Origin of the sequence: Bacillus sp. 41-22 (assembly GCF_025809295.1) — a bacterium.
Lineage (GTDB): Bacteria > Bacillota > Bacilli > Bacillales > Bacillaceae_G > Bacillus_A > Bacillus_A mycoides.
The window spans coordinates 242,718-261,834 of sequence record NZ_CP084035.1 but is presented as its reverse complement, the minus strand read 5'-3'; the positions used below and the strand labels follow the sequence as shown (position 1 = coordinate 261,834).

The 19,117-nt window shown below is 41.1% G+C and carries 14 protein-coding genes, 14 tRNA genes and 3 rRNA genes; 2 read left to right on the top strand and 29 right to left on the bottom strand.

Features of this window, described 5'->3' with window-relative positions:
- Positions 1 to 3: 3 nt before the first annotated feature.
- Positions 4 to 633, bottom strand: coding sequence for a redox-sensing transcriptional repressor Rex (locus LCF45_RS01515; RefSeq protein ID WP_000372704.1), 630 nt, complete (start codon positions 631 to 633; stop codon positions 4 to 6).
- A gap of 187 nt (positions 634 to 820) precedes the next feature.
- Between LCF45_RS01515 and LCF45_RS01510 the strand changes: the two genes are divergently transcribed.
- Entirely contained in the window at positions 821 to 2,743 is a 1,923-nt protein-coding gene (locus LCF45_RS01510) for an ABC-F family ATP-binding cassette domain-containing protein (protein ID WP_090835618.1), read from the top strand.
- A gap of 413 nt (positions 2,744 to 3,156) precedes the next feature.
- Here the strand turns inward: LCF45_RS01510 and tsaD are convergent, their stop codons facing one another.
- The 22 genes from tsaD to LCF45_RS01400 all read right to left on the bottom strand — a co-directional run bounded on the left by tsaD (position 3,157) and on the right by LCF45_RS01400 (position 12,778).
- Positions 3,157 to 4,173: a tRNA (adenosine(37)-N6)-threonylcarbamoyltransferase complex transferase subunit TsaD gene (gene tsaD, locus LCF45_RS01505; protein ID WP_002009991.1), complete on the bottom strand. Its 1,017-nt coding sequence runs from the start codon at positions 4,171 to 4,173 to the stop codon at positions 3,157 to 3,159.
- Positions 4,173 to 4,616 (bottom strand): ribosomal protein S18-alanine N-acetyltransferase, encoded by a 444-nt coding sequence (gene rimI / locus LCF45_RS01500; protein ID WP_002063534.1) that lies wholly within the window; start codon positions 4,614 to 4,616, stop codon positions 4,173 to 4,175. Before rimI ends, tsaD begins: the two co-directional genes overlap by 1 nt.
- A gap of 13 nt (positions 4,617 to 4,629) precedes the next feature.
- Positions 4,630 to 5,322 carry a tRNA (adenosine(37)-N6)-threonylcarbamoyltransferase complex dimerization subunit type 1 TsaB gene (gene tsaB / locus LCF45_RS01495; RefSeq protein ID WP_002124827.1) on the bottom strand — a complete coding sequence of 231 codons (693 nt, stop codon included), beginning with the start codon at positions 5,320 to 5,322 and terminating at the stop codon, positions 4,630 to 4,632.
- Positions 5,303 to 5,776 (bottom strand): tRNA (adenosine(37)-N6)-threonylcarbamoyltransferase complex ATPase subunit type 1 TsaE, encoded by a 474-nt coding sequence (tsaE, locus tag LCF45_RS01490; RefSeq protein ID WP_002009995.1) that lies wholly within the window; start codon positions 5,774 to 5,776, stop codon positions 5,303 to 5,305. The genes tsaB and tsaE overlap by 20 nt, the downstream gene beginning before the upstream one ends.
- Positions 5,777 to 5,950: 174 nt before the next feature.
- Positions 5,951 to 6,026 (bottom strand) — tRNA-Asp (locus tag LCF45_RS01485).
- A 3-nt stretch (positions 6,027 to 6,029) separates the two neighbouring features.
- A tRNA-Met gene (locus LCF45_RS01480) sits at positions 6,030 to 6,106 on the bottom strand.
- Between the two features lie 12 nt (positions 6,107 to 6,118).
- A 5S ribosomal RNA gene (gene rrf, locus LCF45_RS01475) occupies positions 6,119 to 6,234 on the bottom strand.
- A gap of 102 nt (positions 6,235 to 6,336) precedes the next feature.
- A 23S ribosomal RNA gene (locus LCF45_RS01470) occupies positions 6,337 to 9,258 on the bottom strand.
- Between the two features lie 146 nt (positions 9,259 to 9,404).
- Positions 9,405 to 10,956: ribosomal RNA gene (locus LCF45_RS01465) — 16S ribosomal RNA — on the bottom strand.
- Together the 16S, 23S and 5S rRNA genes with 14 tRNA genes alongside form the textbook arrangement of a ribosomal RNA operon.
- Positions 10,957 to 11,032: 76 nt before the next feature.
- Positions 11,033 to 11,103: transfer RNA gene (locus tag LCF45_RS01460), tRNA-Gly, on the bottom strand.
- Position 11,104: 1 nt separating this feature from the next.
- Positions 11,105 to 11,181: transfer RNA gene (locus LCF45_RS01455), tRNA-Pro, on the bottom strand.
- A gap of 3 nt (positions 11,182 to 11,184) precedes the next feature.
- Positions 11,185 to 11,261, bottom strand: a tRNA-Arg gene (locus tag LCF45_RS01450).
- Positions 11,262 to 11,357: 96 nt separating this feature from the next.
- Positions 11,358 to 11,440 (bottom strand) — tRNA-Leu (locus tag LCF45_RS01445).
- 16 nt (positions 11,441 to 11,456) lie between these two features.
- Positions 11,457 to 11,529: transfer RNA gene (locus LCF45_RS01440), tRNA-Lys, on the bottom strand.
- 5 nt (positions 11,530 to 11,534) lie between these two features.
- Positions 11,535 to 11,609, bottom strand: a tRNA-Gln gene (locus LCF45_RS01435).
- Between the two features lie 87 nt (positions 11,610 to 11,696).
- Positions 11,697 to 11,772: transfer RNA gene (locus LCF45_RS01430), tRNA-Asp, on the bottom strand.
- A 3-nt stretch (positions 11,773 to 11,775) separates the two neighbouring features.
- Positions 11,776 to 11,852: transfer RNA gene (locus LCF45_RS01425), tRNA-Met, on the bottom strand.
- A 24-nt stretch (positions 11,853 to 11,876) separates the two neighbouring features.
- Positions 11,877 to 11,952, bottom strand: a tRNA-Val gene (locus tag LCF45_RS01420).
- Positions 11,953 to 11,956: 4 nt separating this feature from the next.
- A tRNA-Glu gene (locus LCF45_RS01415) sits at positions 11,957 to 12,031 on the bottom strand.
- An 8-nt stretch (positions 12,032 to 12,039) separates the two neighbouring features.
- A tRNA-Ser gene (locus tag LCF45_RS01410) sits at positions 12,040 to 12,130 on the bottom strand.
- A gap of 3 nt (positions 12,131 to 12,133) precedes the next feature.
- A tRNA-Asn gene (locus LCF45_RS01405) sits at positions 12,134 to 12,208 on the bottom strand.
- A gap of 114 nt (positions 12,209 to 12,322) precedes the next feature.
- The gene (locus tag LCF45_RS01400; RefSeq protein WP_016095131.1) at positions 12,323 to 12,778 is read right to left on the bottom strand and encodes a SprT family protein; all 456 of its coding nucleotides are present in this window, start codon (positions 12,776 to 12,778) and stop codon (positions 12,323 to 12,325) included.
- 210 nt (positions 12,779 to 12,988) lie between these two features.
- On the opposite strand from LCF45_RS01400, the gene cmpA reads away from it, so the two are divergent.
- A complete protein-coding gene (gene cmpA / locus LCF45_RS01395) occupies positions 12,989 to 13,105 on the top strand; it encodes a cortex morphogenetic protein CmpA (protein WP_001143642.1) in 117 nt (38 codons plus the stop codon).
- A 57-nt stretch (positions 13,106 to 13,162) separates the two neighbouring features.
- On the opposite strand, the gene LCF45_RS01390 is transcribed toward cmpA, so the two are convergent.
- From LCF45_RS01390 to acpS, 6 genes are all read right to left on the bottom strand, one after another.
- Positions 13,163 to 15,331, bottom strand: a complete 2,169-nt coding sequence (locus tag LCF45_RS01390; RefSeq protein ID WP_002029442.1) for a Tex family protein — start codon at positions 15,329 to 15,331, stop codon at positions 13,163 to 13,165.
- Between the two features lie 68 nt (positions 15,332 to 15,399).
- Positions 15,400 to 15,750, bottom strand: coding sequence for a type II toxin-antitoxin system endoribonuclease NdoA (ndoA, locus tag LCF45_RS01385; RefSeq protein WP_000635965.1), 351 nt, complete (start codon positions 15,748 to 15,750; stop codon positions 15,400 to 15,402).
- Between the two features lie 4 nt (positions 15,751 to 15,754).
- Positions 15,755 to 16,042 carry an antitoxin EndoAI gene (locus tag LCF45_RS01380; RefSeq protein ID WP_000004570.1) on the bottom strand — a complete coding sequence of 96 codons (288 nt, stop codon included), beginning with the start codon at positions 16,040 to 16,042 and terminating at the stop codon, positions 15,755 to 15,757.
- 311 nt (positions 16,043 to 16,353) lie between these two features.
- Positions 16,354 to 17,523 (bottom strand): alanine racemase, encoded by a 1,170-nt coding sequence (gene alr, locus LCF45_RS01375; RefSeq protein WP_002124821.1) that lies wholly within the window; start codon positions 17,521 to 17,523, stop codon positions 16,354 to 16,356.
- A 117-nt stretch (positions 17,524 to 17,640) separates the two neighbouring features.
- A complete protein-coding gene (locus tag LCF45_RS01370; RefSeq protein ID WP_002124820.1) occupies positions 17,641 to 18,591 on the bottom strand; it encodes a LolA family protein in 951 nt (316 codons plus the stop codon).
- Between the two features lie 156 nt (positions 18,592 to 18,747).
- Positions 18,748 to 19,107 carry a holo-ACP synthase gene (gene acpS / locus LCF45_RS01365; protein ID WP_002009969.1) on the bottom strand — a complete coding sequence of 120 codons (360 nt, stop codon included), beginning with the start codon at positions 19,105 to 19,107 and terminating at the stop codon, positions 18,748 to 18,750.
- Between the last annotated feature and the right edge of the window lie 10 nt (positions 19,108 to 19,117).

Here is a 19,117-nt window from a genome sequence, read left to right as displayed (position 1 = left end):
GTTTTATTGTGGATAATTCTTCAAAAAGTAAACAAGAGTTTGTAACTCTACAGCTAAATCAATGTGATGAATCCTTATATTCTCTGACACATTTAAGCGTGCTGGTGTGAAATTTAAAATACCATGCACGTTCGTTTCTGCCAATCTATCTGCCACAGATTGCGCTACTGTAGCGGGTACCGTTAATATTGCCACTTGTATATCAGTTGATAAACGTTCTTCTAGTTCATCCAAATGATATACAGGAATGCCTCCGATTTCTGTTCCAACTTTCTCTTCACTAACATCAAACGCCATTTCAATTTTTGTATTATTGTTTTTCGTGAAATTATAATGTAAGAAAGCGGTCCCTAAATTACCTACTCCAATAAGTGCCACGCGTGTTATATCATCTTGGTCGAGTGTTTCACGGAAAAATGATAATAAATAATTTACGTTATATCCATATCCTTTTTTCCCTAACGCTCCAAAATATGAAAAATCTCTTCGAATAGTTGCGGAATCAACCTTTACCGCTTCACTCAATTCGGCTGATGAAACACGTTGCTTACCAGAAAGAGATAAGTTTTGGATAAATCGATAGTATAGAGGCAATCGTTTGGCAGTGGCCTGTGGAATTTTTTGCTGATCCATATAACCTCTCCTCTCTTCCTATCTTTATTCTTATACTTGAATCAAATACAGAAGTTTAGTACTCATGAATTTCCTTGTATAATAAAGAGAAGAAGTATTCTCTCTTTATTTTAAACTATACACTATTTTTAGTATGATTGAGAAATATAAACATGGCAAAGTTAAGAAATTATTTGAGGTGAAAACATTGATATTATTACAAGTGAATGGGCTTTCGAAATTATACGGTGCAGAAACGATTCTTGCAAACATAAAATTGGAAGTACAAACAAAAGATCGTATCGCATTAGTCGGACGAAATGGAGCTGGAAAATCTACATTATTAAAAATAATAGCTGGCGAGTTATCTCATGATGGTGGTGAAATTATAAAACCGAAAGATGTCTCAATGGGGTATTTAGCTCAAAATACCGGATTAGAAACGTCTTTAACAATTTGGGATGAAATGTTAACCGTCTTTACACACTTGCAGCAGATGGAGACAAAACTTCGAAGGCTAGAGCAAGAGATGGGAAAAGAAGAAAACTTTTCAAATGCGGCTATATATGAGAAATTATTAGCTGATTATGACCAATTACAATTAGATTATAAAGATCAAGGCGGCTATCAGTACGAAGCGGATATACGCTCAATTTTAAGCGGTCTTGGCTTCCCAGTTGAAACGCATCAGACGAAAATTTCCACATTAAGTGGTGGACAAAAGACTCGATTAGCTCTTGGGAAATTATTATTAACTAGACCAGACTTACTTATTTTAGACGAACCTACAAACCATTTGGACATCGAGACACTAACATGGCTTGAACAATATTTACAAGGCTATCCTGGCGCGATTTTAATCGTTTCCCATGACCGTTATTTCTTAGATAAACTCGTTACACAAGTATACGAAATTTCTAATAAGGAAAGCCGACGATTTGTTGGTAACTACAGTAAATATTTAGACTCAAAATCAGCTCTATACGAGCAAGAAATGAAGCGTTATGAAAAACAACAAGATGAAATTTCTAAACTGGAAGACTTTGTACAAAAAAATATAGCTCGTGCATCTACGACAAAACGCGCTCAAAGTCGCCGTAAACAATTAGACAGAATGGAAGTATTAACTAGACCATTAGGCGATTCTAAATCAGCTTCCTTCCACTTCGATATTGAAAAACAAAGTGGAAATGATGTTTTACAAGTGAAAGATGCAACTATTGGCTATTATCAGGAACCGATTATTGAACATGTAAATATGCGCTTAACTCGCGGTGACAGTGTTGCCTTAGTTGGGCCAAACGGAATTGGAAAATCTACATTATTAAAATCCATTGTGAATAAGTTACAGCTATTACATGGAAACGTTGCTTTCGGGTCAAACGTATCTGTTGGTTATTATGATCAAGAACAAGCCAACTTAACATCTTCGAAGCGAGTTTTAAATGAATTATGGGATGAATATCCATTGCAGCCCGAAAAAGAAATTCGCACTATACTAGGCAACTTTTTATTCACAGGGGATGATGTACTCAAACCAGTATCTTCTCTTAGTGGTGGACAAAAGGCTCGACTAGCTCTTGCAAAACTTATGATGCAAAAATCCAATTTATTAATTCTCGATGAGCCAACAAACCATCTTGATTTAAATAGTAAAGAGATTTTGGAGAATGCTTTAATTGATTACCCAGGTACTCTTCTATTCGTCTCTCATGACCGCTACTTTATTAATCGCGTAACGACAACCGTTGTTGAGTTATCAACAGAAGGTGCACAAGAATATTTAGGTGATTACGATTATTACGTTGAAAAGAAAAATGAAATGATTGAACGTGCGGAACTAGAGCAAGAAGATGAAGTACCTGTTCAAAAAGTGGTGGCACAAGAAAAATTAAATTATCTCGAAGAAAAAGAACGTAAACAGTTAGAGCGTCAACGTACTCGAAAAATTGAAGAACTGGAACAAAATATCGTAGGCTTAGAAGAAGAAATTGCTACGTTAGAAGACCAACTTTGCTTACCAGAAATATATGCAGATTATGAAAAGGCTAGTGAAATTACAACTAAAAAACAAACACTGCAAGAACAGCTTGAAGCTTGTATGGCAGAATGGGAAGAACTGCATATATAAGAGAATTTAAAAGAGGAGGATGTCTCATAAGTCGGGCTTTTTGACGAGATGACCTCCTTTTTATTTTCTGTTTTGGAATCAATACCATAATAAATGAAATTATACAAACCATTCGACAAGGATTGACAATAGTAGCACCTTATATAATAAGAGGAGGATGTTTCAAAATGTTTTTTGGACATCTCTTTGTTTTTTATTTCCCAAAAAAGAATTTCTTCAAAGGTCAGACTTCCTCTATGTTATCCACAAGGTTATACACATATCCACCTTTATAATATAAACTTTCAAATAACTTTTCCACATTATCCACAACTAGATAAAAAGTTATACACATTTTATGTACACAAAAAAACCCAAATTATCAACAGATAATTCGGGTTTTATCCACAAGCTGTGGTTAATTTTGTGTATAACTATGCTTCAATATCTAATCCTGGATTTGCATTTAAAGCTAATGTAGCGCGTTTTCCTTGTTCGTATGCAATTGTACCTGCAGCCGCAATCATCGCTGCATTATCTGTGCATAAAGATAGAGGAGGAATAATTAGCTCTATATTTTCTTTTTGTGCAAATTCTGCTGCTAAACGTGCACGAAGCCCTTTATTAGCAGCTACTCCACCAGCAAGAAGCACTTGTTTTACATTATAAGCATCTGCTGCACGAGACGCTTTCGTTACAAGTACATCTATTACACTTTCTTGGAAACTTGCTGCTAAATCTTCTGGTGCAATTTCTATACCGCGCTGTTTTGCGTTATGCACAGTGTTGATAACTGCTGATTTCAATCCACTAAAGCTGAAATCATACGAATCAGGTTCTAGCCACGCACGAGGCAAATCAATTGTTGGTTTTCCTTCATGCGCAAGGCGATCAATATGAGGACCACCTGGATAAGGCATTGATAATGTACGAGCTACTTTATCGTAAGCTTCTCCTGCCGCATCATCTCGCGTTTCACCAATCACTTCAAATGAACCATGTTCTTTCATATAAACAAGCTCCGTATGTCCACCGGATACAACAAGCGATAGTAACGGGAATTGTACTTCTTTTACTAAACGATTCGCATAAATATGACCAGCAATATGATGAACACCAACTAGAGGGATATCATGAGCAAAAGCCACAGCTTTCGCTGCATTTACACCTATTAAAAGTGCTCCGACTAAACCTGGTCCTTCTGTTACAGCAATTGCATCAATATCCTCAAAAGTGATATTCGCTTCTTTTAAAGCTTCTTCTAACACAACTGTGATTTCTTCTACATGATGACGGGATGCAATCTCTGGTACAACTCCGCCAAAACGCTTATGACTTTCAATTTGCGATGCAACGACATTCGCAATGATTTCCGTTCCATTTTTAACAACTGCTACAGCTGTTTCATCACAGCTTGTTTCAATACCAAGTATAATCGTATTTTTTTCCATTATATATTCACCCACATTACAAGACCATCTTCCTGATTGTCTGCATAGTATCGTTTACGAATCCCACCATTTTGAAATCCGTATTTTCTGTATAACTGCTTTGCTACTTCATTTGACATGCGTACTTCAAGTGTCATTGTTTTTACTCCTAAACCTTTCGCTTCGGAAATGACTTCTTTTAATAAGGCATCCCCTAGCTTTTGACCTCTGTATTCCGGCAGGATAGCTATATTTGTTACATGTGATTCATCAATAATTATCCACAATCCACAATATCCAATTACGAGACCATCTTTTTCTAGCACGACATAATGTGCATGTTCATTCACCTCTAATTCACGGTGAAAGGCATCTGCAGTCCAAGGGGTTGAAAAAGATGCTTCTTCAATAGCTACAATTTGAGCAATATCATCGAGTGCCATCTTTCTAAATATCATATCCATCTTCTGTAGGCCCCTATTGTTTTTGACTTTCTAACCATTTTGTTTCAGCTTCAGCTAAACGAAGATAGCTAGGAACAAACGTATGCACGTCTTGTTCTTCTTTTTGTAATCCTAAAAATGCTAATTCACTTGGTCTTGGGTTATTCTTAGTGAACGGAGCAAATACAGCTTGATCACCTAAATATTCTACAATTGTTTCTTTATGCAATTTAACATCGTTACCAATAAATAAAACAGGCTGTTCTTTATCTTTTAACATTTGCAACCAGTCAACAATAAGAATAATTCGGTCTTCTTCTATTGAAGTTATACGCTCTCCTTCATATGTATATAACCCCGTGTAAATTTGACCACGTCGGCCATCAAATAAAGGACAAATTAGTCCATTAAAATTAGTACCATTTGCAGCCACCACTTCCAAACTTGATACACCTACAATTGGTATTTGAAGTGACCAAGCTAATGTTTTTGCCGCTGTCACACCTATACGAACACCTGTATATGATCCCGGTCCAGCTGCTACAACAATTTTAGTCAATTCTTTCGGTTTTACACCGCATTCTTTTAACAGTTTCTCTACAGCTGGCATAAGACGTACAGAATGGTTTTTTGTTAAATTTGTAATGATTTCCCCAATCACGTTCCCTTCCTCAATAAGGGATACACCCATTACGTAATTTGAAGTATCAATTGCTAGTACTTTCATCTTGTAATAGCTCCTCACATAATCTAATATAGCGATCTCCAATTGGCTCGAGTACAATTTTTCTTGTATCATCTCCAGCATGGAATAAACTAATTTGCAACTTCTCATTCGGTAAATATGCTTCTATTAAATGAGCCCATTCTACTACTGTAATCCCTTCACCATAGAAATACTCATCAAATCCTAAATCTTCTTCACTTTCCGCTAAACGATACACATCCATATGATATAGCGGTAATCTTCCTTTATATTCTTTAATAATATTGAAGGTAGGACTATTTACGACTCTTTTCACTCCAAGACCTTTTGCTAGTCCTTTTGTAAAAGTCGTCTTGCCAGCTCCAAGATCACCTTCTAAAATAATTACATCTTTTTCCTTTACAAGTCTCCCTAATTTTTCTGATAATCGCTGGGTTTCTTCGGAAGATTTTGTTGTTATTTCATATTTACTCACAGACTTCACCTACTTTACTCACAATGTTCTCTGCTCTTTATTATACAGGTTTTAAATATATAAAAAAGTCCTTAGGAGTTTTCCTAAGGATAGTTTGACTGTCTTTATTAGTTTTTTGTTAAAACAAATAAAAAAATACGAAACAACTTGTTTCGTTCTTTTCTTTATATAAAATGGCGGTCCCGACCGGGGTCGAACCGGCGATCTCCTGCGTGACAGGCAGGCATGTTAACCACTACACCACGGGACCATTTGGTTGCGGGGACAGGATTTGAACCTGCGACCTTCGGGTTATGAGCCCGACGAGCTACCGTACTGCTCCACCCCGCGATGATATAAATAGCCTGGCAACGTCCTACTCTCACAGGGACAAGGTCCCAACTACCATCGGCGCTAGAGAGCTTAACTTCCGTGTTCGGTATGGGAACGGGTGTGACCTCTCTGCCATCATTACCAGACTATATTCATTTAAGACAAGAATCATCATAACTCATTCGACATTTAAAGTCAATAAGTTTTTTATATTCTCTCAAAACTAGATAACATTAGCTTCATATTATATGGTTAAGTCCTCGATCTATTAGTATTCGTCAGCTCCACATGTCACCATGCTTCCACCTCGAACCTATCAACCTGATCATCTTTCAGGGATCTTACTAGCTTACGCTATGGGAAATCTCATCTTGAGGGGGGCTTCATGCTTAGATGCTTTCAGCACTTATCCCTTCCGCACATAGCTACCCAGCTATGCCCTTGGCAGAACAACTGGTACACCAGCGGTGCGTCCATCCCGGTCCTCTCGTACTAAGGACAGCTCCTCTCAAATTTCCTGCGCCCACGACGGATAGGGACCGAACTGTCTCACGACGTTCTGAACCCAGCTCGCGTACCGCTTTAATGGGCGAACAGCCCAACCCTTGGGACCGACTACAGCCCCAGGATGCGATGAGCCGACATCGAGGTGCCAAACCTCCCCGTCGATGTGGACTCTTGGGGGAGATAAGCCTGTTATCCCCGGGGTAGCTTTTATCCGTTGAGCGATGGCCCTTCCATGCGGAACCACCGGATCACTAAGCCCGACTTTCGTCCCTGCTCGACTTGTAGGTCTCGCAGTCAAGCTCCCTTATGCCTTTGCACTCTACGAATGATTTCCAACCATTCTGAGGGAACCTTTGGGCGCCTCCGTTACACTTTAGGAGGCGACCGCCCCAGTCAAACTGCCCACCTGACACTGTCTCCCGGGTCGATGAGACCCGTAGGTTAGAATTTCAATACAGTCAGGGCGGTATCCCACCAGCGCCTCCACCGAAGCTAGCGCTCCGGTTTCAATGGCTCCCGCCTATCCTGTACAAACTGTACCAAAATTCAATATCAGGCTACAGTAAAGCTCCACGGGGTCTTTCCGTCCTGTCGCGGGTAACCTGCATCTTCACAGGTACTATAATTTCACCGAGTCTCTGGTTGAGACAGTGCCCAAATCGTTACACCTTTCGTGCGGGTCGGAACTTACCCGACAAGGAATTTCGCTACCTTAGGACCGTTATAGTTACGGCCGCCGTTTACTGGGGCTTCAGTTCAGAGCTTCGCTTACGCTAACCCCTCTCCTTAACCTTCCAGCACCGGGCAGGTGTCAGCCCCTATACTTCGCCTTACGGCTTCGCAGAGACCTGTGTTTTTGCTAAACAGTCGCTTGGGCCTATTCACTGCGGCTTTCCGTTAAGAAAGCACCCCTTCTCCCGAAGTTACGGGGTCATTTTGCCGAGTTCCTTAACCAGAGTTCTCTCGCACACCTTAGGATTCTCTCCTCGCCTACCTGTGTCGGTTTGCGGTACAGGCACCTTTTATCTCGCTAGAAGCTTTTCTTGGCAGCGGGGAATCAAAGACTTCGCTCCATAAGGAGCTTCCCCATCACAGCTCAGCCTTCACGATAAGCGGATTTGCCTACTTATCAGCCTAACTGCTTGGACGTGCACAACCAATCGCACGCTTCTTCTATCCTTCTGCGTCCCTCCATTGCTCAAACGATAAAGAGGTGGTACAGGAATATCAACCTGTTGTCCATCGCCTACGCCTGTCGGCCTCGGCTTAGGTCCTGACTAACCCTGAGCGGACGAGCCTTCCTCAGGAAACCTTAGGCATTCGGTGGACGGGATTCTCACCCGTCTTTCGCTACTCATACCGGCATTCTCACTTCTAAGCGCTCCACCAGTCCTTCCGGTCTGACTTCACTGCACTTAGAACGCTCCCCTACCACTGATACCATTGGTATCAATTCGCAGCTTCGGTGGTGTATTTAGCCCCGGTACATTTTCGGCGCAGAGTCACTCGACTAGTGAGCTATTACGCACTCTTTAAATGGTGGCTGCTTCTGAGCCAACATCCTAGTTGTCTAAGCAACTCCACATCCTTTTCCACTTAATACACACTTTGGGACCTTAGCTGGCGATCTGGGCTGTTTCCCTCTTGACTACGGATCTTATCACTCGCAGTCTGACTCCTAAGGATAAGTCATTGGCATTCGGAGTTTGACTGAATTCGGTAATCCGATGAGGACCCCTAGTTCAATCAGTGCTCTACCTCCAAGACTCTTACACTTAAGGCTAGCCCTAAAGCTATTTCGGGGAGAACCAGCTATCTCCAGGTTCGATTGGAATTTCTCCGCTACCCACACCTCATCCCCGCACTTTTCAACGTGCGTGGGTTCGGGCCTCCATTCAGTGTTACCTGAACTTCACCCTGGACATGGGTAGATCACCTGGTTTCGGGTCTACGACCACGTACTAAACGCCCTATTCAGACTCGCTTTCGCTGCGGCTCCGCCTCTTCAGCTTAACCTCGCACGGGATCGTAACTCGCCGGTTCATTCTACAAAAGGCACGCCATCACCCATTAACGGGCTCTGACTATTTGTAGGCACACGGTTTCAGGATCTCTTTCACTCCCCTTCCGGGGTGCTTTTCACCTTTCCCTCACGGTACTGGTTCACTATCGATCACTAGGGAGTATTTAGCCTTGGGAGATGGTCCTCCCAGATTCCGACGGAATTTCACGTGTTCCGCCGTACTCAGGATACATTCAAGAGAGAACGAAGTTTCGACTACGGGGTTGTTACCCTCTGTGACGGACCTTTCCAGGTCGCTTCGTCTACCTCGTTCCTTTGTAACTCCGTATAGAATGTCCTACAACCCCAAGAGGCAAGCCTCTTGGTTTGGGCTAGATTCCGTTTCGCTCGCCGCTACTCAGGAAATCGCATTTGCTTTCTCTTCCTCCAGGTACTTAGATGTTTCAGTTCCCTGGGTCTGTCTTCCATACCCTATGTATTCAGGTAAGGATACCATACCATTACGTATAGTGGGTTTCCCCATTCGGAAATCTTCGGATCAAAGCTTACTTACAGCTCCCCGAAGCATATCGGCGTTAGTCCCGTCCTTCATCGACTCCTAGTGTCAAGGCATCCACCGTGCGCCCTTTCTAACTTAACCAAACTAAAATTAAAAAAATATGAGCTACACTGTTATCTAGTTTTCAAAGAACATACATTTAAACTTGAGAGATAGTTCTCTCAAAACTGAACGAAACAAAACAAGTCAACGTTTATTGATGAACTGCGTTCATCAATTCTCCATAGAAAGGAGGTGATCCAGCCGCACCTTCCGATACGGCTACCTTGTTACGACTTCACCCCAATCATCTGTCCCACCTTAGGCGGCTGGCTCCATAAAGGTTACCCCACCGACTTCGGGTGTTACAAACTCTCGTGGTGTGACGGGCGGTGTGTACAAGGCCCGGGAACGTATTCACCGCGGCATGCTGATCCGCGATTACTAGCGATTCCAGCTTCATGTAGGCGAGTTGCAGCCTACAATCCGAACTGAGAACGGTTTTATGAGATTAGCTCCACCTCGCGGTCTTGCAGCTCTTTGTACCGTCCATTGTAGCACGTGTGTAGCCCAGGTCATAAGGGGCATGATGATTTGACGTCATCCCCACCTTCCTCCGGTTTGTCACCGGCAGTCACCTTAGAGTGCCCAACTTAATGATGGCAACTAAGATCAAGGGTTGCGCTCGTTGCGGGACTTAACCCAACATCTCACGACACGAGCTGACGACAACCATGCACCACCTGTCACTCTGCTCCCGAAGGAGAAGCTCTATCTCTAGAGTTTTCAGAGGATGTCAAGACCTGGTAAGGTTCTTCGCGTTGCTTCGAATTAAACCACATGCTCCACCGCTTGTGCGGGCCCCCGTCAATTCCTTTGAGTTTCAGCCTTGCGGCCGTACTCCCCAGGCGGAGTGCTTAATGCGTTAACTTCAGCACTAAAGGGCGGAAACCCTCTAACACTTAGCACTCATCGTTTACGGCGTGGACTACCAGGGTATCTAATCCTGTTTGCTCCCCACGCTTTCGCGCCTCAGTGTCAGTTACAGACCAGAAAGTCGCCTTCGCCACTGGTGTTCCTCCATATCTCTACGCATTTCACCGCTACACATGGAATTCCACTTTCCTCTTCTGCACTCAAGTCTCCCAGTTTCCAATGACCCTCCACGGTTGAGCCGTGGGCTTTCACATCAGACTTAAGAAACCACCTGCGCGCGCTTTACGCCCAATAATTCCGGATAACGCTTGCCACCTACGTATTACCGCGGCTGCTGGCACGTAGTTAGCCGTGGCTTTCTGGTTAGGTACCGTCAAGGTGCCAGCTTATTCAACTAGCACTTGTTCTTCCCTAACAACAGAGTTTTACGACCCGAAAGCCTTCATCACTCACGCGGCGTTGCTCCGTCAGACTTTCGTCCATTGCGGAAGATTCCCTACTGCTGCCTCCCGTAGGAGTCTGGGCCGTGTCTCAGTCCCAGTGTGGCCGATCACCCTCTCAGGTCGGCTACGCATCGTCGCCTTGGTGAGCCGTTACCTCACCAACTAGCTAATGCGACGCGGGTCCATCCATAAGTGACAGCCGAAGCCGCCTTTCAATTTCGAACTATGCAGTTCAAAATATTATCCGGTATTAGCCCCGGTTTCCCGGAGTTATCCCAGTCTTATGGGTAGGTTACCCACGTGTTACTCACCCGTCCGCCGCTAACTTCATAAGAGCAAGCTCTTAATCCATTCGCTCGACTTGCATGTATTAGGCACGCCGCCAGCGTTCATCCTGAGCCAGGATCAAACTCTCCAATAAAGTTAGTTTGTCTAGCATCTAAAAATAAAAATTGACGTTCACGTTGTTTGTTTCGTTCAGTTTTCAAAGAACTAAAAGCGGGTGAAGAGAATCGAACTCTCGACCAGAGCTTGGAAGGCTCTTGTTTTACCACTAAACTACACCCGCGTGGTCGGGAAGACAGGATTTGAACCTGCGACCCCCTGGTCCCAAACCAGGTGCTCTACCAAGCTGAGCCACTTCCCGTTATGGCGCGCCCGAGAGGAGTCGAACCCCTAACCTCTTGATCCGTAGTCAAACGCTCTATCCAATTGAGCTACGGGCGCTTATTCATGATGTTTTTTCGTCGTTGTATTTTGGCGACTCAATTATCTTACCATACTACATTTTCAAATGCAAGTACTTTTCAAAAGATTTTTTGATGCGGCCGAGAGGACTTGAACCTCCACGGGGTTTCCCCCACTAGGCCCTCAACCTAGCGCGTCTGCCGTTCCGCCACGACCGCGCGGAAAAAACAAAAGTGAGCCATGAAGGATTCGAACCTTCGACCCTCTGATTAAAAGTCAGATGCTCTACCAACTGAGCTAATGGCTCGTAAATGGCTGGGCTAGCTGGATTCGAACCAGCGCATGACGGAGTCAAAGTCCGTTGCCTTACCGCTTGGCTATAGCCCATCGAAATAGTTATCTTCTTTTCAAAGACAAATGTTATTTTACCATAATGTCCAATAAAAAACAACTGCTATATAGCAGAAGTTAAAATGGCGGTCCCGACCGGGGTCGAACCGGCGATCTCCTGCGTGACAGGCAGGCATGTTAACCACTACACCACGGGACCATTTGGTTGCGGGGACAGGATTTGAACCTGCGACCTTCGGGTTATGAGCCCGACGAGCTACCGTACTGCTCCACCCCGCGATAATATTATTTATATAATTTATATGGTGGAGGATGACGGGATCGAACCGCCGACCCCCTGCTTGTAAGGCAGGTGCTCTCCCAGCTGAGCTAATCCTCCGAAGTGGTGACCCGTACGGGATTCGAACCCGTGTTACCGCCGTGAAAGGGCGGTGTCTTAACCACTTGACCAACGGGCCAATATGTATGGCAGAGAAGAAGGGATTCGAACCCTCGCACCGCGTTAGCGATCTACTCCCTTAGCAGGGGAGCCCCTTGAGCCACTTGGGTACTTCTCTGTATGGCTCCGCAGGTAGGACTCGAACCTACGACCGATCGGTTAACAGCCGATAGCTCTACCACTGAGCTACTGCGGAATAATGAAGACAATTTGTATCTTATAAAAATTCTCATCGTAAGTCAAGAAGTTTTTTCACAACATCTTGCGCAAACGTGACATGTTTATAATATACTGGATTGCGTTTTCACTGTCAAGATGTTTTCACTACCAGTTTTAGTTGTCCTTTACACTTTCCACATACATATCTTTGTGTATTTATTTGACGTCTTCTTACATATTGAAAAGAACACCCCATACATTCATACATAGAAACTCTCGTTTCCTCCTCACTAATCATTCGTTTACAAAAACGTGGTGCACCTACTTTCTTTAATAACTCCCGAAAATCTCTATCTCGATGCTTATACCCTTTTCCTGTGATATGTAAGTGATAATGACAAAGTTCATGTTTAACAATCCCGACTAACTCTTCTTTTCCATATACTTCGTAATATCGATAATTCAATTCTATATTATGATTCTTCAATAGATAGCGCCCACCAGTTGTACGTAACCTACTATTAAACATCGCTTTATGTAAAAACGGCATTCCAAAGCATTGTAACGATACCTCTTCCACTAACCGCTGAATTTCTTGCTCATCCATTCTCATTCCTCCTAAACTAAAAAATATTTCCACACTTTTCTCCCTTCTTATACATATAGTAAATAGTACATATACCCATCCTCATTCAAGAAGCGTGATTTCTAAAAATGCAGCATTGCTAGAAATCCACTCACCAACCTCTCATCAAAGTTACTTTAACTAAAAGGAGCTACTTTTTTTGAGAGCAGGATTAAACAAGGAGGGATTCCTATGCCCACGTGGCTAAAGAAACAAATGCAACGTGCATATTTCGAGAAAAACCGGTATCAAATCAAGTTACTAAATGAATGCTGGTTTTATTATAGTAAAATACATCAAAGTTCATAATCAATTAAACTTTCCAGTTCATAAAAAGAGAGCAGTTTCATCTGCTCTCTTTTCTTACTATTCAATCGGTAACATTGATAATGCAACACGACCTTTTTTCGTATCAATATCATCTACCCATACCTTTACAATTTGTCCCACGGATACAATATCTAATGGATGCTTTACAAATTGTTTGCTTAGTTTAGAAATATGTACTAAACCATCTTGCTTCACACCAATATCAACAAAGGCACCGAAATCAACAACATTGCGGATCGTTCCCTCTAATTCCATACCACGCTTTAAATCTTCTAATTTTAAAATCCCCTTTTTCAAAAGTGGCTTTGGCAACTCATCCCTCATATCTCGCTCCGGGCTAATTAAAGCATCCATAATATCAACTAATGTCGGCTCACCAATCTCCGTCTCTTGAGATAATTTAGAAATATCTACTCCTTCGAAACTCTTTTGCAAGTTTGGTTTCCCCACATCATTCTTTGATAACCCTAAGCTCTTCAATAGCAATTCAACATTTTTATATTGTTCTGGATGAATCCCTGTGCGATCTAACGGATTCGCTCCTTCTAATATACGTAAAAACCCGATACATTGTTCATATGTTTTTGCACCTAAACGTGGGATTTTCTTTAATTCAGTACGCTTCGTGAATTTCCCATCTTCCTCACGCTTAGCTACAATGTTTTTCGCAACTGTTTTTGATAATCCCGAAACATATTGCAACAATGCAACTGAAGCTGTATTTACATTAACACCAACTCGGTTAACTGCTGTCTCTACTACAAATGTTAATGATTCATTTAATCTCTTTTGAGATACATCATGTTGATATTGTCCCACCCCAACAGATTTAGGGTCAATTTTCACAAGTTCTGCAAGTGGATCTTGTAGACGTCTCCCAATTGAAACAGCACTTCTTTCTTCAACCTGTAAATTTGGAAACTCCTCGCGAGCTACATCAGATGCTGAGTACACACTAGCACCCGCTTCATTTACAATAATGTAAAATACATCTCGCTCTACATTTTGTAATACATCTACTATAAATTCTTCCGTTTCCCTCGAAGCTGTACCATTTCCAATCGCTATCATTTCAACTTCATATTTATCTATAATTGAAATGATTTTCGTTTTTGCATCCTCATATTTACGAGCAGGCGGATGCGGATAAATAACATCTATGTGAAGAACTTTTCCTGTATCATCTACTACAGCTAATTTACAACCGGTTCTATATGCTGGATCTACCGCTAACACAACTTTCCCTTTCATCGGAGGTTGTAATAATAAATTACGTAAATTCTCAGAGAAAATATGAATCGCTTGTTCTTCGGCCGTTTCCATTAATTCTTTACGAATTTCTCTTTCTATTGAAGGTTGAATTAATCGCTTATATCCATCTTCCATCGCTAATTGTACATAATGCGCACTTTTAGAAGCTTCATCAAGAATCATTTTTTTATGTAAAAACTGAAGAATTTCTTCAATTGGCGTGATAACAGAAACTCTTAATACGTCTTCCTTTTCACCACGATTCATAGCTAGTACACGATGCGGCACTACTTTTTGCAACGGTTCTTCATAGCCATAATACATTTCATATATATTCTTTTCATCTTTTTCTTTATCTTTTACAGATGAAGACATAATCCCTTTTCGGAAAGTAGTATTGCGAATCCAACTACGATATGCCGCATTATCCGAAACAAGTTCCGCAATAATATCTTGCGCACCTTGCAACGCATCTTCTGCAGACGCCACTTCCTTTTCTGCATTAACAAATTCCATAGCCTTCTCTGCTGGATTTTCTTTTTTATATAATAATAGCCACTCAGCTAACGGTTCTAATCCCTTTTCTTTAGCAATTGTAGCTTTCGTTCTTCTTTTTTCTTTATATGGACGATATAAGTCTTCTACTTCTTGAAGTTTTGTTGCAGCAACAATATGACGACGCAACTCTTCGGTTAGTTTACCCTTTTCACCAATAAGACGAAGAACCTCTTCTTTCCTATCTTCTAGTTGCATCATATATTGCCATCTTTCTAAGATTGCACGAATTTGCACCTCATCAAGAGACCCTGTCCATTCTTTTCGGTAACGAGCGATAAATGGAACTGTGTTACCTTCTTCTGTTAATTGAATAACATGACGAACTTGCTTTTCTGTAAAGCCTAATTCTTTCACTAACATTTTCATTAACCCTTGTCGATTATCTACCATTTCCATATCCAACCGTAACCTCCTCTATAATAAAAAAAAGTTGCCCTGTAAAGAGAGCAACTTAAACTGCCGATTTAAAAATCTATTAGTCCTAAACTAATTTGTAACGCTTCATCTACACGACTCATCATCACTTCATCCAAATGAGTGATTTTGTCCGTTAAGCGTTGCTTATCGATTGTTCGAATCTGCTCAAGTAAAATAACAGAATCCCTCTCAAAACCGTACTTTTTCGCATCAATTTCCACATGAGTGGGTAATTTCGCTTTTTGAATCTGTGCAGTAATAGCCGCTACAATCACAGTCGGACTAAAACGATTTCCGATGTCATTTTGAATGACAAGAACCGGACGAACGCCTCCTTGCTCAGAACCAACAACTGGGGAAAGGTCTGCAAAATACACGTCGCCGCGTTTTACAATCAAAATATTACCCCCCGCTAACTAAGCGTTCTACTGTATGAGCTGCTTCATACTCTGCTAAGAAAGCTTCAGATGCAATACCAAGATTAATTTTTCCCATTTCAATGTACCCACGTCGCATTGATTCATGTTGGTAGCGTTTCTTCGTCTTATGTTGACGCAATAACAGTTGTGTTGCCTGGCAAATTAGTTCATGGCGATTCTTATTCTCTTGTTTTCCAATTCCGTCCAATTCCGTTACCATTTGCTTTGGCAACCGAACCACGATTTCAGTAGTTACACTTGATTCGGACACAAAAATACACCTCCACCGTCAACTACACACCCAAATATATATATGACACCTATTGTAATAATACCATTGTATGGAGCCTGTTGCAAAGACTTCCTTATTCCTTGCTTATGTTTTCCAATTCATAAATAAAACATTCATCTTCTTTTACTTTTTATCTCTTTCAAACAAGAAATAAAGCAATCCTTCAGTAATATTTCATTGCAACTTATATTAATAACAAGTATAAAAAGAAGCTCCCCAGCGAAAAAGAGCCTATTCTTTATTAGTGAAACTCCTCCAAATGACGAGGTGCTGAGTAATAATACCTTCTTCTATATATCGTTCAAATAATTGATTACTTCTACAACTTTACCGTGTCGTATAAATATTCTCGGTACACGGAAGCTTATCGTTGCAATAATTTCATAATTAATAGTCCCGGAATATTCAGCAACCTCGGTAGCACTAATATACTCATCACCTTGTCTCCCAATGAGTGTAACTTTCGTACCAAGTGGCACTTCACAAGGAAGATGTATCATGAATTGATCCATTGTCACTCGCCCTACAATCGGTACTCTTTCACCGTTTACAAGTACCTTAAACCCTTGCAATCTTCTAAGCCAGCCATCTCCATATCCAATTGCAACTGTCGCAATCCATTCTTCGGTTCTCGTTCGGTATGTGACATTATAACTAATCCCATCTCCTTTAATCACTTGCTTAATATGAGCAACTTTCGTGTGAAGTGACAACGCCGGTTCCAATTTAAATGGTAAAAAAGGACGTATTTCTACAGATGGGGATAATCCATACATCGCAATACCAATTCGCACCGCATTAAATGTAATCCCTTGAAACCTTAACGTTGCGGCACTATTGGCTGTATGGACAAATTTAGGATTCACTCCAAATTCTTTCAACCAACGTAACTGCTGCAAAAATGTATTATATTGCTTATCAAAGTAAGAAGTCTCAACCTCATCCGCTGTTGCAAAATGCGTATATACTCCTTCTAACTCTAAAAATGGCGCACCTTCTAAACTCTTTAAGAACCCTTTTAATTCTTTTCGTTCACGTATTCCGATTCTCCCCATACCACTATCAAAATTAATATGGAATTTCATTATTGATGAACCATCCCAGAGCTTTATCGCTTCTTCCACCCATTCTTTTTGAAAAACAGTTAATGCTACATCATTTTCAGCAGCTACATTTACATCACGGGGCGGGGAAGGACCTAATACTAAAATCGGTGCAGTAATACCAGCCCTCCGAAGCACTAAAGCTTCATCTAAAAAAGCAACTGCTAATCTTGTTGCTCCTGCTTCTAATGCAGTTTTAGCCACCGGTACATAATCGTGCCCATATGCATTCGCTTTAACTACAGCAAAAATCTCTACATCACTTGGAATGTACTCTTTAATATGTGTAACATTGTTATAGATCGCATCTAAATCCACTTCCACCCACGTGTCACGGTAAAACGGTGCTTCTTCCATAAATACACTTCCTTATACACGATATGCGAAGCTTATTCTTTTATATGCTTCTTTTATGAAATCCACCTTCAAACTAAGAAAAGACGTGGTGCACATATATCACCACGTCTAAGAAGTTTACTTCACCTGCTTCGCTGTAACCGAACGAGCAACCATCAACAACTCATTCGTCTCTAAACCTTTAGACACGAGCATATATTCTACTCCGTTATGTGACCACGTTACAGAGTCTTTCGTCAATGCACCAATCGTGAAACCAAGATCAACCGGCTCTCCACTTACACTTACCGCCGATGAGGCCTCTGCAACTTTTGACTTTTCTTGTATTAAAGTAAAGGATTTCTTACTTCCAGTGTATGTGAGTATTGCACGCTTGCCACTGTCTGTCTTCAACTCTTCTTCCTCTTTCAAAGTCATACCTTGCGGTGTATCACGTGGATACAAAATAGCAAACGGTTTGTCTTCTTTCGCTGCCGTCTGAACATCTACTTGTGCTCTAGACATATTTTGTTTCGTATCAAATGCACCTTTATCAAACTTTGCATCAAACTTTACTTTAGTGAAATCTACTTTTACAAGGACATTTTGATCATTATCCATCAGTTTCACAGAAACTGGTGTTAAATCACTTTTATTCAGCTTAATTTCTTGTTTCGGCAACATATTTTGATGTTGATAATTTGTTTTTGTTTTAAACACATAATACTTATCTGTTTTCTCGAAAGAGAGATTTTTCTTATCTTGCAAAATATCTCTTACAAGTGATTCATATAAATAAGCCTGGCTACTATTTTGCGGCCAATCACTTTGAAAACGGAAACTCTTATTAAGTGCCGGTGTTAATACAAATACACCTTCATCATTCCTTAAAATAATTTGACTCTGATCCTTTTTCGCATTCTGCAAATTCACACGATAATACGAAGGTTCTTTATGCCAAATTTCTACATTGTACTCTTGAGGTTCATTTCCTGTTTTAATAGATAATTTCGCTTCAGCTTGATAACTCTTCATACTTTTAACTTTCGTTTCTAAATCTCTCACAACATCTTCCTGTTTCTTTTCCATACAACCTGCCAACACAAAAACGGTCAATAAACCGACAAGAACTAAAAACAGACGCCTTTTCATCACTTCAGCCCCTTTGCCCCTATAAATGAATGGAAGATATGCCTTCCTTATCGCTACCTCAAATATATGAGACAAAGATATAAAATATGCAGACTAGCGTGACGAGCTTTCCAAAACAACTTGAGCAACGGCAAATTCTTTACTATGACTAATTGATAAATGAACAATATGCTCTGTATTTGTAATGATAATCGGCTTACCTCTATCATCATTCCTTACTTCAATATCTAAAAAACTCACTTCTTTCCCGATACCGGTCCCTACCGCTTTAGAATACGCCTCTTTTGCTGCAAATCTTCCAGCTACAAATTCTGTAAGACGACTTCCTTTCAGCCCCTCAGCAACACCACGTTCTCTTTCAGTTAAAATACGTTCCATAAATTTAAGCTTTCCATCTAGCATTTTTTCAATTCGATTTAACTCAATAATATCGATTCCAATCCCTACAATCATTTCAAAATCC